Source organism: Streptomyces rapamycinicus NRRL 5491 (assembly GCF_024298965.1).
Classification (GTDB): domain Bacteria; phylum Actinomycetota; class Actinomycetes; order Streptomycetales; family Streptomycetaceae; genus Streptomyces; species Streptomyces rapamycinicus.
The window spans coordinates 6774483-6788838 of sequence record NZ_CP085193.1 but is presented as its reverse complement, the minus strand read 5'-3'; the positions used below and the strand labels follow the sequence as shown (position 1 = coordinate 6788838).

Here is a 14356-nt window from a genome sequence, read left to right as displayed (position 1 = left end):
TCTCAAGCCGAGCCTCAAGGCGGGCCTCAGGCCACCTGCACCTGGAGCCGCGCCCCGAACTCCCGCACCACCGGCTCGTCCCGGTACGGCTCCAACCGCTGCTGGAAGTCGTCCAGATACTCCGCGCCCCGGTTGGACCGCAGCGTGCCCAGCAGATCCACCGCCTGGGTGCCCACATGGCACGCCTGCTCCACCTCGCGCTGCTGCACATGCGCGGTGGCCAGCAGCAGCAGCCCGATCGCCCGCCGCCGCACCCGCCCCTCCGGATGGCCCTCCAGGGCCTCCTCGGCGCGCCGCCGGGCCTGCTCGGCCTGGCCCAGGTCGCGGTGACAGTGGGCCAGCTCATCGGCGAGATAGGCGTGGTCGAAGTGGCGGATCCAGTTGGGTTCGTCGCCCGTGACGGAGCCCGAACCGCTGCCCACCGCCCGCTCCATGGCGTCCAGCGCCCGCCCGGCCGAGGACTGACAGGCCCGCGCGTCCCCCATCAGGGCGTGGCCGCGCGCCTCGGCCGCCAGGAACATCGATTCGGCACGCGGCGGCACCTGGCCCCGCGCGCCCTCCTGCGCGGCCTTCGCCAGCTGGGCGATCTCCCGGGGATTGCCCAGCTGGGCGGCGAGATGGCTCATGCTGGCGGCGAGCACATAGCCGCCGTAGCCCCGGTCCCCGGCGGCCTGGGCGAGCCGCAGCGCCTGGATGTAGTAGCGCTGGGCGAGACCGGACTGACCGGTGTCGACCGCCATATATCCGGCCAGCTCCGTCAACCGCGCGACGGCCGCGAACAGTTCACGCCCTACCGCCTCGGTGTACGAGCCGGCCAGCAGCCCGGAGACCACGCTGTTCAGATAGTGGACGACGACGGGACGCACGTGGCCGCTGCCGTAGCGGTGGTCCAGGTCGACGAGCGCGTCCGTCGTGGCCCGCACCGCCGCGACGTCGGACCGCCCCACCCGGGCGCCCGCGCTGCGCGCCACCTGGACGTCCGCACCGGTGATCAGCCAGTCGCGGCTGGGCTCGACCAGCGCCGAGGCGGCGACCGTCGAGCCGCTGAGGAAGTCGCGGCGCCCCACATCGCTGCGCCACAACTCGCAGACCTGCTCTATCGCGCCGAGGACGGTGGGCGAGAACTGCAGACCGACCCCGGAGGCGAGGTTCTTGCCGTTGGCCATGCCGATCTCGTCGATCGTGACCGTACGGCCGAGCTTGCGGCCGAGCGCCTCGGCGATGATGCCCGGCGCCCGGCCCCGTGGCTGCTGGCCACGCAGCCAACGGGCCACCGACGTCTTGTCGTACCGCAGATCGAGACCGTGCTCGGCGCCGCACATATTGACCCTGCGCGCCAATCCGGCGTTGGAGCAGCCGGCTTCCTGGATGAGCGCCTGCAGCCGTTCGTTCGGCTGCCGCGCCACAAGCGGCCTAGCGGCCATGACATTACCCCCAGTGACTGCTTGCGTTCTCGGCGTATCCGTTCTGTTGCTGAGTGATGCCCCGCAGATATCGCAGGTATACGGCGAATGCGGAACTTGCCCGTATTGACCGCATAGACCGCACCGTTCGCGTACGGCGCCGATCCGAGTCCGGGACCGCCCTCCCCCTGGCGCCGCGGCATGGCCGCCGGACACTCGCACGCCCGTCACGCATGGTGGCTACCCGCTTACGGAGCCGCAACCCCACACGCGCCCCCGCCCGTGCACCCATGCGCCCCGCCGTGCCGTCACCGCGCACCCCGGACCCCCGACGGCACCGCCCGTGCGGGGGCCCGGCCGTAACTCTCGTTGACGGCGGAAGTTGTCCTGTGCGTGGAAGAGACCATGGACGTGACAGGACCAACGCGGTTCCCCGCGGGAACCCCGCAGATCCCTCAGCAGCGCGGGGAGCAGCTGCGCGACACGGCGGTGCGATACGCCGAGGAGCGGCGCTGGGACGTGCTCTCCGGCGCCTGGCTCGAGGCCCTGGACGGAGTGGAGCGCTGCTCCTGCGGAGCCGCCGACTGCCCGGCCCCCGGCGCCCATCCGACCGGCCGGGACTGGGTGAACCAGGCCACCGGCAGCGCGGTCGTGATCCGCCGCATGTGGGCCAGGACGCCGCGCGCCTCCATCCTGCTGCCCACCGGCCGCACCTTCGACGCGCTCGACGTCCCGGAGTCCGCGGGCTGTCTGGCGCTCGCCCGCATGGAGCGCCGCCAGGTCGAGCTGGGCCCGGTCACCTGCACCCCCGGGCGCCGGATGCTCTTCTTCGTCCTCCCCGGCGCCGCCGCCAAGGTCCCCGACCTGGTGCGGAACCTGGGCTGGCCGCCGAATTCGATCGACCTGACCGCCCGCGGCGAGGGCGACTACGTGGTCGCGCCGCCGACCCGGGTGGGCGTGCGCGGCCCGATCCAGTGGGCCCGGCGGCCCACCGCCGCCAACCGCTGGCTGCCCGACGCGGAAGAGCTGGTGAGCGCCCTGGCCTACGCCTGCGGCCGCGAGCGCCGCTGACACCCCGAAGGGCTCCCCGGGACGGCCCCTATCGTGGAGCGACGGCGGGGGCGTCGTGACCGGCCCCCGCGTGATACGTCAGTGGGACACGTCCCACGGGAAAACGGGGTAAGCCGGTGCCGCAGGAGCAAGCAGCAGACAGCACACAGCCACAGTCGTCCCGGGCCGCAGCCGTGCGGGTGAGCGGCCTGTGGAAGCGTTACGGGGAGCAGGTCGCGGTCGCCGGGATCGATCTGGAGCTGCCCGCCGGGCAGTTCATCGGACTCGTCGGACCCAACGGCGCCGGTAAGACCACCACGCTTTCGATGATCACCGGCCTGCTGCGCCCCGACAAGGGGACCGTGGAGATCGGCGGCCATGACGTCTGGCGGGACCCGGTCGAGGTCAAGGCGCGGATCGGGGTGCTGCCCGAGGGGCTGCGGATGTTCGAGCGGCTCTCCGGCCGGGAGCTGCTCACCTACACCGGCCGGCTGCGCGGGCTGCCCGGCGCGGAGATCGACCGGCGCGCCACCCAGCTGCTGGACGTCCTCGATCTCGCGGGCTCCCAGAGCAAGCTGGTCATCGACTACTCCACCGGTATGCGGAAGAAGATCGGACTGGCCGCCGCGCTGCTCCACAACCCCGAAGTCCTCTTCCTCGACGAGCCCTTCGAGGGCGTCGACCCGGTATCCGCCCAGACCATCCGCGGCGTCCTGGAGCGCTACACCCGCTCCGGCGCGACCGTCGTCTTCTCCAGCCATGTCATGGAGCTGGTGGAGTCGCTGTGCGACTGGGTGGCGGTGATCGCGAGCGGGCGGATCCGGGCCCATGGCCCGCTGGCCGAGGTGCGGGGCGACGCGCCCTCCCTGCAGGACGCCTTCCTGGAACTGGTCGGCGCCAACCGGCGCGAGGCGGGCCAGAGCCTCGACTGGCTGGGCGGCGGCGCCCGATGACGCTCACCGACCCGCTCGACGCCAAGGGCCCGCTCGGCACCGCGGCTCCCGCACCGCCCACGGTCCCCACCGGCTCCCCCACCCCCGTCTTCGTCTCGCTGAAGCTGGCGCTGCTGCGCAACGGGCTGCGCCAGTCCGGCGGCCGGCGGGCCGCGTACATCACCTCGCTGGTGCTGGCCATGCTGTTCGCCGCGTTGCAACTGCTCGGCCTGGTGCTGCTGCGCGGTACGAACCACGTCGACGCGCTCGTCACGCTGCTGACGGCGGTACTCGCCCTCGGCTGGACGGTGATGCCGCTGTTCTTCCCCGGCGGCGACGAGACCCTCGACCCGACCCGGCTGGTGATGCTGCCGCTGCGGCCGCGCTCGCTGATCACCGCACTGCTGGTGTCCTCGCTGATCGGCATCGGCCCGCTGTTCACCCTGACCCTGGTGGCCGGTTCGGCGATCGCCGTCGCGCACGGGGCGGCCGCCGCGGCGGCGGGCGCCGTGGCCGTGGTGCTGACGGTGCTGGTGTGCGTGGCGCTGGCCCGCGCCGTCGCCACGGCCAACACCCGCCTCCTCACCAGCCGTAAGGGCCGCGATATGGCGGTGCTCAGCGGTCTGTTCGTGGCGATCGGCGCGCAGTTCGTGAACCTCGGGGCCCAGCAGCTCGGCGGTAAGAACGGCCTGTCCGTGCTGGAACCGGCCGCCGCGGTGCTGCGCTGGGTGCCGCCCGCGGCGGCGGTGGACGCCGTCCAGGGCGTGAGCGACGGCGCCTACGGGGTTGCCGCGGCCCAGTTCGCGCTCACCCTCGCGGCGTTGGCGCTGCTGATGTGGTGGTGGCGGGGCACCCTCACCCATCTGATGACCACGCCGGACGCCTCCACGATCCAGGCGCCGGCGCCGCGCGAGCGCCGGTCCTCCGGCGCGGCCGACACCCCGGACACCCCGGACACCCCGGACGCCTCGGGCCCGTTCGCCCGGCTGCTGCCCTCCGGCCGCACCGGCACGGTGCTGCTGCGCACGCTGCGCTATGCCGTACGGGACCCGAAGACCAAGTCGGCATGGGTCACCTCGCTGGGCGTCGGTCTGCTGCTCCCCTTCATCACCGCGGCCCAGGGCAACGGCTCGATCTACTGGGCCTGCTGGGCGTCGGGGATGCTCGGCATGCTGATGTACAACCAGTTCGGCCAGGACACCTCCGCCTTCTGGATGGTCGCGCAGACGATCTCCTCGCCCCGCGACGCCTATCTGGAGCTGCGGGGCCGTGCGCTGGCGCTGCTCCTGGTGGCGGTGCCGTACGTCGCGGTGGCGGTGCTCGGCTGCGCCGCCGTCCTGAAGAACTGGTCCGCCGCCCCGGAGGCACTCGGAATCGCCCTGGCGCTGCTCGGCTCGATGCTGGCGACCGGCGCCCTGACCTCGGTGCTGGCCCCGTACTCCATTCCGCAGGACAGCGGCTACAAGAACGTCGTCCCGGGGCAGGCGGGGATCGCCTGGATCAGCATCCTCGGCGGGATAGTCGTGGGTTCCGTGCTCTGCGCGCCGGTGCTGGGCCTGACGATCTGGCTGCATGTCTCCGGGACGCACGGCTTGCTGTGGGTGGTGTTCCCGCTGGGCACGGTGTACGGCGCGGCCATCGCGGAGACCGGCCTGCGGGTGGCGGCGCCGCGGGTCGCGGCGCGGCTCCCGGAGATCCTGGCGGCGGTCAGCAAGGGGTGACGACGCCGGCACCTGCGCGCGCGGCGGGGCCGGACACGGACGGCGGGGCCGGGGCGAGCCCCCGCCCCGCCGGGTACCCAACTGCCGTAACGTTCCGGCTAGTCGAGGTACTTGCTGTACACCCAGCCTCTGGTCCCGGCATGAATTCCGGTCGTGGTCCGCTTGAGGATCTTCCCGTAGGACCAGCTGTTCTCAAAGCCCCGGGTGCGGCAGAAGTACCGGAAGGAATCCCCTCGGTAAAGCGTCCCTATAGCGCGGTACCGCTTTCCCGGTCCGGTGCGGAATCTCGCGCCACTGGTCGAGACCTTGAAATTGACATCCGGGGAATTGAACTGACACGCCGATGACCCCACCGCCGACGCCGATGGCGCCAGGGCGACGGAACCGCCCAGCATCAGCGCCGCCGAGAGCACGACCACCGAGGCTTTACGTTTGATCTTCACGCGACCACCCCCCATGATCAGTTAATTCATTGCGCGCCAAGGAGCGTAGCACCCGTCAATCCGGAGGCTGAGGACCCGGTAAAACCCCAACGGCCGCTCGGCGAGTCGCCGATGGACCGGTGTAGCCGACAAGTTGGCGGCCGGGTGCGGCTGACAAGTTGAAAGCCGAAGGGAATTGTCAGCCGAGCGCCTCCGGGCTGAGCCCCGCGGCATCGGTATGGCCCGACAGCACCAGCGTCAGCTCGAACTCGGCCAGCAGCGCGCGGATCACATGCTCCACCCCCGGCTGCCCGTCCAGCCCGAGCCCATAGGCGTACGGCCGCCCCAGCAGCACCGCGCGGGCGCCGAGGGCGAGCGCCTTGAACACATCGTCACCGGTGCGCACTCCACTGTCGAAGAGCACCGCCAGCCGGTCGCCGACCGACTCCACCACCCCCGGCAGCGCGTCGGCCGCCCCGATCGAGCCGCCCACCTGCCGGCCGCCGTGGTTGGACACGACGACACCGTCCATCCCCGCGTCCGCCGCGCGCCGGGCGTCATCGGGGTGCAGCACGCCCTTCAGCACGATCGGGCCGTCCCAGTGCTCGCGCAGGAACACCAGGTCGTCCCAGGTCTTCCCGGGGTCGCCGAACAGCTGCACAAAGTGCAGCACCGCGGCGTCCCGGTCCTCGTGGACCGGCTTGGCGAGCCCGGCCTGGAACGCCGGATCGGTGAAGTAGTTGGCCGTGCCCACACCGTGCAGGAACGGCAGATACGCCTGGTCGAGATCGCGCGGCCGCCAGGCCAGCAGCGGGGTGTCGAGGGTGACCACCAGGGCCGTGAAACCACAGGACTTGGCCCGGCTCAGAAAGCTCCTGGTGACCTCGCGGTCCTTGCCCCAGTAGAGCTGGAACCACCGCTCACCGTCTCCCATCGCCTCCGCCACCCGCTCCATGGGCGTACTGGACGCGGAGGAGAGAATGAACGGCACGCCCTGCGCCGCGGCGGCCCGCGCCGCCGCGCACTCGGCCTCCGGGTGCATGATCGACAGCACCCCGATCGGCGCGAGCGCGAGCGGCGCGGGCAGCCGGGTGCCGAACAGCTCGACCGACAGATTCCGCCGCCGTACGTCACGGAGCATCCGCGGCACGATCCGATGCCGGTCCAGCGCGGCCCGGTTGGCCCGCTCGGTGCTGCCGCTGCCCGCACTGCCCGCCACATAGCCCACCGGCCCCGGCCCCAGCCGCGCCTCGGCCAGTTCCTCGAGCCGGGTGAGATCGGCGGGAAGCCGGGGAACGGTGCCGGTCATCCCGTTCAGATAGATCTCGTACTGAAATGCCGCCCAGTCCTTGCCGGGTTCCGGTTCCGTGCTGTCGCCACCGATCATGTGCTTCCCTTCACCTGTCCATTACTGGTCAATTTCCCATTGCTGTAAGGGAGTAGAGGACTCGTAGGATCAACGAACCGTCGATCGCGTTCAAGGGATCACACCGGAACGCGATGAGGCCACGTTCCCGCATTGGAGTTCCACTTGCCGCTGACCAAGACAACGTGGCTGCGTGCCGGCGCGCCCGTTGCCGTACTGGCTCTCGCCCTGACCGCGTGCGGACCATTCGGCGAAAAGGGCGATACATCCGAGAACGCACGCCACACTTCCCGCTCGGGTGTCACCGATGGTCACCAGAGCGGTGCGCAGAAGGTCGGTATGCGATCGGAAGGTGAGCCGCCGCTCCAGCCGGGCCAGGCCGCCACGCGCGCGTTCAAGGAGGACACCGGGGTCGAGCCCACCTATCGGATCGCGGCACAGAAGGTCGACATCGGCACGGCGGCCGAGGCGAAGGCGCTGGTGTCCAACCCGGCGGACGCCGAGGGCAAGGTGCCCGCGGTGGCCTATGTGAAGTACACCCATCTGCGCGGGGCGACGGTGAACGAGTATCCACGGGTCGGGGACTACGCCGAGGTGTACGCGGACGGGCGGCGGGGAGCGAAGGTCACCGGCGGCGATGCCGGACGGCCCAAGGGATGCGCGGACTCGGATGAGATCAAGAACTGGAGGAGCGGGCAGAGCCATCTGCTCTGCAACACCTTCCTGATCCCCGCGCGGGCGAGGTCGGTCGAGGTCATGTGGACGGAGATCGGCGGCGAGCCGTTCGTCTGGAGGTTCTGAACGGGACGCTCTGAACGGGCCCCTCTGAACGGGCCCCTCTGAACGGGAGGTCCTGAACGGGGCCTCCTCAACCGGGCGCCGCATCACCGGGGTCGGGCCTCCGCAGGGCCACTGTGCCCCTAAACGGGCAGGACCGAGGCCAGGAAGGGCTCCACGGCGCGGCGCCAGCCGTCCGGCTGGTCGTAGTGGACGAGATGGCCCGCGTCCACCACCTCCGCATACTGCCCCCGAGGCAGCACGCGGACCATCTCCTGCGCCTCCGCGCGGCCCAGCTCACCGTCCAGCCCGCGCACGACCAGGGTGGGGCACTCGACCAGAGCCAGCTCCTCCCAATGGGCGTCATAGACCCAGGAGTCACGGACCTTCAGCATCTGGCGGCAGGAGAACGCCGGGCGCCAGCCGTCCGAACGCTCGGCCATGACCTCCGCGAAGAAGTCACCCCGGGGCGGATTCGGCCGCTCCAGCGTCGGATCGTCCTCACCGAACCACTTGCGCACATCGGCGAGCGTGGCGAACGGCACCGGCCAGGAGCGGAACCACTCGGCCCACTCGCGCTGCGAGGCGGCGCCGAGGGCCGAGGCCCGCATATCGCAGATGACCAGCGCCCGGACGAGATCGGGGCGGCGGGCGGCGAGCTGCCAGGCGGTGAGGGCGCCCATGGCATGGCCGATCAGGGTCACGGGGGCGAGGCCGAGCTGCTCCACGGCCGCCTCGGCGTCGTCCACATAGGTGGAGCGGCCGAACGGTCCCTCGGCCGGCTTCTGGCTGCGGCCGTGGCCGCGCTGGTCGAGGGCGACCGCCCGATAGCGGGTGGAGAGCCAGCGGGCCGTCTCCGCCCAGTGGGCGGCCCGGCCCAGCAGCCCATGGAGCAACAGCACTCCGGGACCCCGCGCTCCCTCGCGGCCAGCGCCTGCCTTGGGCGGATCGGTGAACTCCCAGGCGGCGAGCCGCACGCCGCCGGCCCCGCTCACTTCGATACGTCGCACCATGCGGTCTGGCACCTCCAACCCTCTCTCGAACACCCTCACAGTATCGAACTCATATTCGAACACGGGGGCATTGCCGTCCAACACCCCTCGTTCGAGTGACCGTGCTCGGGGATTGATCGTCTGCGCCCTGGGGAGACAGCTAGCGGGAGGCGGACTGCTCGGGGAAGGGAGTCCGCGGGGGACGACCCTGGGAGCTCGGGGCTCCGGGTCATCAGGGCCCCGGGTCGCACCGGTCGCGTTCGCGCGGTCCGTGCGGCCCGGGGCCCAGCGGGGGGACATGGGGAAGCGGGGCCCCGGCACCTGACGGCACCGGGGCCCCCGCTCAAGAACACCCCCTCGGCGGCACAGCCCATCGGGCCCACCGGACCCCCTCCCCTGACGATCCGAGCGTCAGCGACAGCGTCGCACGCGGCGGCCCGGCCCGCTCGGTTTCTGTCGACTCCGGTATCGGGAAAATCCGTCGTCGCAGGTCGTGACGGCCGAATGACTTGAACCGGGTGTATCGGTCAGCGTGTCGAGGCGCGGGAGGTTGTGCGGGGGTGTATTCGCGCGGTGTTGAGAGGCGAGGTCAGCGCGCTGCCAGGAAGCCAAGCCGACGCGGTGCCCGGAAGCGAGGCCAGCACGCTGCCGGGAAGCCTGGCTGCCCAGCCAGCGCGCTGCCAGGAAGCCAGGCCAGCACGCTGCCGGGAAGCCAAGCCACCGCGCTGCCAGGAAGCCAGGCCAGCACGCTGCCGGGAAGCCTGGCTGCCCAGCCAGCGCGCTGCCAGGAAGCCAGGCCAGCACGCTGCCGGGAAGCCTGGCTGCCCAGCCAGCGCGCTGCCAGGAAGCCAGGCCAGCACGCTGCCGGGAAGCCAAGCCACCGCGCTGCAGTAAAACGAGGTCAGGGAGCGTCAGCGCTTGGCCACGAAGACATGCGAGGCGATCTCCGCCTCCAGCTCCGCCGCCTCACCACTGCTGCCGACCAGCACCCCGCCCGGCGACTCGGTGACGCTCACCACGGAGCCCGGCTGCACCCCGGCCCGCCGCAGCGTGTACATCACCTGGGCGTCGGCCTGGATGGGCTCGCCGATGCGGCGCACCACCACCGTCTTGCCCTCCGAACCCGGCTCCAGCTCACGCAGGCTCACCATGGACTCATCCAGGAACGGATCGGCCTCGGCCTTCTCGCCCAGCTCCTCCAGGCCCGGAATCGGGTTTCCGTACGGCGACTCGGTCGGATGGCGGAGCAGCTCCAGCACCCGCCGCTCCACCGCCTCGCTCATCACATGCTCCCAGCGGCACGCCTCGGCGTGGACCTGCTCCCACTCCAGCCCGATCACATCCACGAGCAGGCACTCCGCGAGCCGGTGCTTGCGCATCACGCGCGTGGCCAGCCGGCGGCCCTCCTCGGTCAGCTCCAGGTGGCGGTCGCCCGCGACCGTGACCAGCCCATCGCGCTCCATCCGCGCCACTGTCTGGCTGACCGTCGGACCGCTCTGCTCGAGCCGCTCCGCGATCCGGGCGCGCATGGGGACCACGCCCTCCTCCTCGAGCTCGAGGATGGTGCGGAGATACATCTCCGTGGTGTCGATCAGTCCGGACATGCGTGCCCCTCGAAGTGTCGTGCGGTGGCCCTCAACCAATTCTGACGCATCCCACCGACAACGGGGCCGAGTCGGCCCCTTCCGCCGCAAGGGACCGGGCTGCTATTCACAGCGTCATGATCGAAACCCCCCACAGGGAAGGCGACGCGTTGATGAGCGAGTCCAAACCGGCCGGGCAATTCTTCGACGCGGCCATCGGCCTGCTGCGGCAGGTGCGGGACGAGGAGGGCGAGCATATCGCCGCGGCGGGCACCCTGATCGCCGATACGGTCGCCGCGGGCGGCCGCCTCTTCACGTTCGGCGCCGGACACTCCTCCCTGCCCGCGCAGGACGTCGTCTACCGCGCGGGCGGGCTCGCGCTGATGAACCTGCTGCCGGTGCCGGGCGCGGTGGGCGTGGACGTCGTCCCCGCCACCCTGGGCAGCGCCCTCGAACGCGTCGACGGGCTCGCCACCACCGTCCTCGACAGCAGCCCGCTCCAGGCCGGGGACCTGCTGATCGTGATCTCGCTGTCCGGGCGCAACGCCCTGCCCGTGGAGATGGCCATGAGCGCGCGGGAACGCGGCGTCAAGGTCATCGGGGTGACCTCGGTCGGCTACGCGACCGGCACGACCTCGCGCAACCCTTCCGGTGGCTTCCTCAAGGACCACTGCGACCTGGTCGTCGACAACAAGATCGCGGTCGGGGACGCGGAGCTCACGGCGGACGGCGTCGGCGCGCCCTTCGCGCCCGCGTCCACCGTCGTGACGAGCGCGATCATGCAGTCCATGGTGGCGGCCGGGATCGGGGAACTGGCCGAACGCGGGATCGAGCCGCCCATGCTCAGGTCGGGGAACGTGGACGGCGGGCACGAGTGGAACCGTAAGGTGATGACCGAATACGGGGACCGGATCTTCTACCGGCGGTGACGGTACGCCCCCGGTGATCCACTGTCTGGTGATCCACCGCCCGGTGCCCCCCGTGGGCGCCGGGCGCGCGCCGGTCCCAGGTGTGGCGTCAGCACCGCCCGGAACGGCGGCAGTACCGCGAAGCACGTCGCCAGCACCGCCCAGCACCGCGGCAGTACCGCGAAGCACGTCGTCAGCACCACCCAGCACCGCGGCAGTATCGCGAAGCACGTCGTCAGCACCACCCAGCACGTCGCCAGCACCGCCCAGCACGGCGTCAGCGCCTGCGTACGGCCAGGTCCGCCGAGGCCGCGACCCGGGCCGCGACGTCCTCCGCATACGTCGCGTCCGTCCGGTCGAAGGCCCGGCGGCTGGAGGTGCGCAGGAAGGTGACCACGCCGAGGGTGCGGCCGCGGCTGCGCAGCACCGCGCACAGGCCGTGCACCGCGCCCTCCGGCCATTTGCGGGCCGCCGCCCACTGGGCCGCCCCCGACTCGTCCGAGCGTCTCGCGCTCGCCCGTACCGAACCGCAGCGCTCGACCGCCTGGAGTGCCGGATGGCCCTCCGGGTAGGCCAGCGGGATGCCGCCCGGGACGACGGGCGGGCAGGGGCCGGGGGCGCCGGTGGGCGTGGCCGCCGCCCGGACCAGCCGGATCCGGTCGGCCGGGGCGCCCGGCGGCGGGTCCAGGACCAGGTCGATCAGGGCGTGGTCGGCGAAGCCCGCCAGCGCGAAGTCCAGGTGGACCGAGGCCGCCTCCATCGGGTCCTCGCATTCGGCCGCCGCCCGCCCGGCCCGGTGCAGCTGGTTGCCCCGGAAGCGCATCCGGGCGCTCTCCTGCTCCTGGCCCTTCACCTCCGTCACGTCCTGGAAGATCCAGGCCACTCCGAGCGGCGCCGGTTCCTCGGTGAGCGGTGAGGCCAGCCGGAGGAAGCCGCTGCGCCAGCAGCGACGCCGCGCCGCCGCCCCGGCCTCGCCCCGGTCGCCGCCCTCGCCGCGCACCGCCTCGTCGTCGTCGAGCAGTTCGTAGCGCACGCCCTCCGCGCCCTCGAGGCCGTCCGCCGCGTCGGCGTCGGCGTCCCGCAGCGTCACCCACAGCTCGGTGGGCGCCGGGGGCGCGCCCTCCGCCAGGACGTGCTGGAGCGCGGCCTCCGCCTCCTCCACGCCCTGGTCCAGGAAGTCGCCCAGCGGCCGTCCGGGCGCGGCCTTACGGGTGGTGCGGAGCGCGCCCGCCGCGTTGGCGTTGACGGCGGCCACCCGCAGATCCGCGTCGACCAGGACCACGTTCCAGGACGCGTCGTCCAGCAGCGCCTCGCTCAGCGCGATCGACCGCTCCAGGTCGACCTGGGCGTGCACCTCGCTGAAGGCGCAGTACACCCCGGCCGGGCAGCCGTCCGCGCCCGGCACCCCCGAGGCCTGCGTACGGACCAGGACCCGGCCGCCGTCCTTGGTCAGCAGCGCGAACTCGTGCACCCGGCGGCCCGTGGCGCCCATGGCCTCCGTAAGACGCGCCTCGACGTCCCGGGCGTCCCCCGGGCGGGCCGCCCAGCCGCCCAGCCCCTTGCGGCCGACCGCCTCCGCCGCCGTCCACCCGAGGATGCGCTCGGCCTCGTGGTTCCAGTGGGTCACCGTGCCGTCGGCGTCGAACGCGCACAGGGCGGCGTCCATCCCGTCGAGCAGCGCGGCGAGCAGTTCGGAGTCGGGCCGCTCGGGGCCGTCCGGACAGTCGGGGTGGCCGGACGCCGACGGGGCCGCGCCCGGCTGTCCCGGGACCCCCCGCGAGGACCGGGCGGAACGCGCTGGACGTGCGGGTTCGGAACGTTGTGAAGCGCTCACCTGACACCCCTTGCTGGACGTGGCTGTCTGTGGTGGGGCACGTCGGACATTGAACTCGAACGTGACGCGCGCCACACCGCATTCGTCGAAATCGTTGCCTCACGGAAATTCGCTTGTGTGTGGCAGGAGGGGCTTCTTAGTGTGTCGGTACACGAGAAGGGAGGTGGTTCGGCAGATGTATGAAATCCGGACGCGTGAGGTGACTGCGGGCTAGCAGTCCGTCGTCGCGCTCAGCGCATTCGCCGGACTGGCGCACCAGAGGTGCGCGGCCGGCCAATCCCAAGCAGTCACCCGACCCGCGGGTCGCCGGTACGTCCGACCGGCCCCCTTCCGCCTCAGGGCGTCAGGGGAGAGACCCGCGGGTTGTCTGCGTTCTCGGGGCGTTCTCAGGTCGTTCTACGGGCCTTCTACAGGCGTTCCACGGGCCTTCCACGGGCCTTCTACGGGTACAGTCGCTCCACCCGCCAGCCGCCCTCCTCCTCGGGCGGCCGGACGTACCGCAGCCGGTCGTGCAGCCGGTTCTCCCGGCCCTGCCAGAACTCCACCGCCTCCGGCACCACCCGGAACCCGCCCCACTCCGGCGGCACCGGCACCTGCTCGCCCGGCGGATAGCGGTCCGCCAGTTCCTCGTACGAGCGGTCCAGCTCCTCCCGCGAGCCCACCACCGTGGACTGCGAGCTCGCCCACGCGCCCAGTTGCGAGCCGTGCGGCCGGGTGCGGAAGTACGCCGCCGTCTCGTCACGGCCGGTGCGCCGCGCGATGCCCGTCACGATCACCTGCCGGGCGATGGGGTGCCAGGGGAAGAGCAGGGCGACATGCGGGTTCTCGCCCAGCTCACGGCCCTTGCGGGAGCCGTAGTTGGTGTAGAAGACGAAGCCGCGCTCGTCGAAGCTCTTCATCAGGACCGTGCGGGAGCTGGGGCGGCCCCGCGCGTCGGCCGTCGAGACGACCATGGCGTTCGGTTCGAAGAGCCCGCTGCCGACGGCGTCCTCGAACCACCGGGTGAACTGCCGGAACGGATCATCCGCCAGGTCCGCCTCGTCGAAGCCGGCCGCGCGGTAGTGCTCGCGCATGGCGGCCGGGTCGTACGTACGCGCGGAAGAAGCCGAGGGCTCCGAGTCAACGTGAGGCACGGGCATATCTTGCAACATCATCGGTCCGTCGCACGGGCGGCCCCGGAAGAGCGCTCTCCCTCCCCCGCCCCGGCACCCCGTAACCCTCACGCGATCCGGAGGGGATGTGCCACTTCTCACGCTTCCCCATGGGCAGGGCACGCACCAGACTGAGCGGACCACGCGCCGCCCGTTCGGCGCCTGGGCAGGCACCACCCCCCGTGTCCCGGAGGTCACTCCCCGCCGCGGTTGGGTG

12 protein-coding genes are annotated in these 14356 nt (G+C 71.9%); 5 read left to right on the top strand and 7 right to left on the bottom strand.

The window, feature by feature from the left end; translation table 11 throughout:
- Nucleotides 1–26: 26 nt before the first annotated feature.
- Nucleotides 27–1424 (bottom strand): NsdA family TPR-like regulatory protein, encoded by a 1398-nt coding sequence (locus LIV37_RS28535; protein WP_121824403.1) that lies wholly within the window; start codon nucleotides 1422–1424, stop codon nucleotides 27–29.
- A gap of 384 nt (nucleotides 1425–1808) precedes the next feature.
- On the opposite strand from LIV37_RS28535, the gene LIV37_RS28530 reads away from it, so the two are divergent.
- The 3 genes from LIV37_RS28530 to LIV37_RS28520 all read left to right on the top strand — a co-directional run bounded on the left by LIV37_RS28530 (nucleotide 1809) and on the right by LIV37_RS28520 (nucleotide 5106).
- Nucleotides 1809–2474: a bifunctional DNA primase/polymerase gene (locus tag LIV37_RS28530; RefSeq protein ID WP_020870554.1), complete on the top strand. Its 666-nt coding sequence runs from the start codon at nucleotides 1809–1811 to the stop codon at nucleotides 2472–2474.
- Nucleotides 2475–2590: 116 nt separating this feature from the next.
- Nucleotides 2591–3406 (top strand): ABC transporter ATP-binding protein, encoded by an 816-nt coding sequence (locus tag LIV37_RS28525; RefSeq protein WP_243146149.1) that lies wholly within the window; start codon nucleotides 2591–2593, stop codon nucleotides 3404–3406.
- Nucleotides 3403–5106 carry a hypothetical protein gene (locus tag LIV37_RS28520; RefSeq protein WP_020870552.1) on the top strand — a complete coding sequence of 568 codons (1704 nt, stop codon included), beginning with the start codon at nucleotides 3403–3405 and terminating at the stop codon, nucleotides 5104–5106. The genes LIV37_RS28525 and LIV37_RS28520 overlap by 4 nt, the downstream gene beginning before the upstream one ends.
- Before the next feature lie 98 nt (nucleotides 5107–5204).
- Here the strand turns inward: LIV37_RS28520 and LIV37_RS28515 are convergent, their stop codons facing one another.
- On the bottom strand, nucleotides 5205–5549 hold the full coding sequence (locus LIV37_RS28515) for an SH3 domain-containing protein (RefSeq protein ID WP_020870551.1): 345 nt from the start codon (nucleotides 5547–5549) through the stop codon (nucleotides 5205–5207).
- 178 nt (nucleotides 5550–5727) lie between these two features.
- A complete protein-coding gene (locus LIV37_RS28510) occupies nucleotides 5728–6915 on the bottom strand; it encodes a lactate 2-monooxygenase (RefSeq protein WP_020870550.1) in 1188 nt (395 codons plus the stop codon).
- Between the two features lie 318 nt (nucleotides 6916–7233).
- Between LIV37_RS28510 and LIV37_RS28505 the strand changes: the two genes are divergently transcribed.
- A complete protein-coding gene (locus tag LIV37_RS28505) occupies nucleotides 7234–7695 on the top strand; it encodes a hypothetical protein (RefSeq protein WP_243146150.1) in 462 nt (153 codons plus the stop codon).
- A gap of 119 nt (nucleotides 7696–7814) precedes the next feature.
- On the opposite strand, the gene LIV37_RS28500 is transcribed toward LIV37_RS28505, so the two are convergent.
- Both LIV37_RS28500 and LIV37_RS28495 read right to left on the bottom strand, forming a co-directional pair.
- Nucleotides 7815–8684: an alpha/beta fold hydrolase gene (locus tag LIV37_RS28500; protein WP_020870547.1), complete on the bottom strand. Its 870-nt coding sequence runs from the start codon at nucleotides 8682–8684 to the stop codon at nucleotides 7815–7817.
- Between the two features lie 890 nt (nucleotides 8685–9574).
- Nucleotides 9575–10267 carry an iron-dependent transcriptional repressor DtxR gene (locus LIV37_RS28495; RefSeq protein WP_020870546.1) on the bottom strand — a complete coding sequence of 231 codons (693 nt, stop codon included), beginning with the start codon at nucleotides 10265–10267 and terminating at the stop codon, nucleotides 9575–9577.
- Between the two features lie 152 nt (nucleotides 10268–10419).
- Between LIV37_RS28495 and LIV37_RS28490 the strand changes: the two genes are divergently transcribed.
- Nucleotides 10420–11175, top strand: coding sequence for an SIS domain-containing protein (locus LIV37_RS28490; RefSeq protein WP_020870545.1), 756 nt, complete (start codon nucleotides 10420–10422; stop codon nucleotides 11173–11175).
- A 256-nt stretch (nucleotides 11176–11431) separates the two neighbouring features.
- Here the strand turns inward: LIV37_RS28490 and LIV37_RS28485 are convergent, their stop codons facing one another.
- Both LIV37_RS28485 and pdxH read right to left on the bottom strand, forming a co-directional pair.
- Nucleotides 11432–12988, bottom strand: a complete 1557-nt coding sequence (locus LIV37_RS28485) for a PAS domain-containing protein (RefSeq protein WP_121824405.1) — start codon at nucleotides 12986–12988, stop codon at nucleotides 11432–11434.
- 440 nt (nucleotides 12989–13428) lie between these two features.
- Nucleotides 13429–14127, bottom strand: coding sequence for a pyridoxamine 5'-phosphate oxidase (gene pdxH / locus LIV37_RS28480; RefSeq protein ID WP_243146151.1), 699 nt, complete (start codon nucleotides 14125–14127; stop codon nucleotides 13429–13431).
- Nucleotides 14128–14356 lie beyond the last annotated feature (229 nt).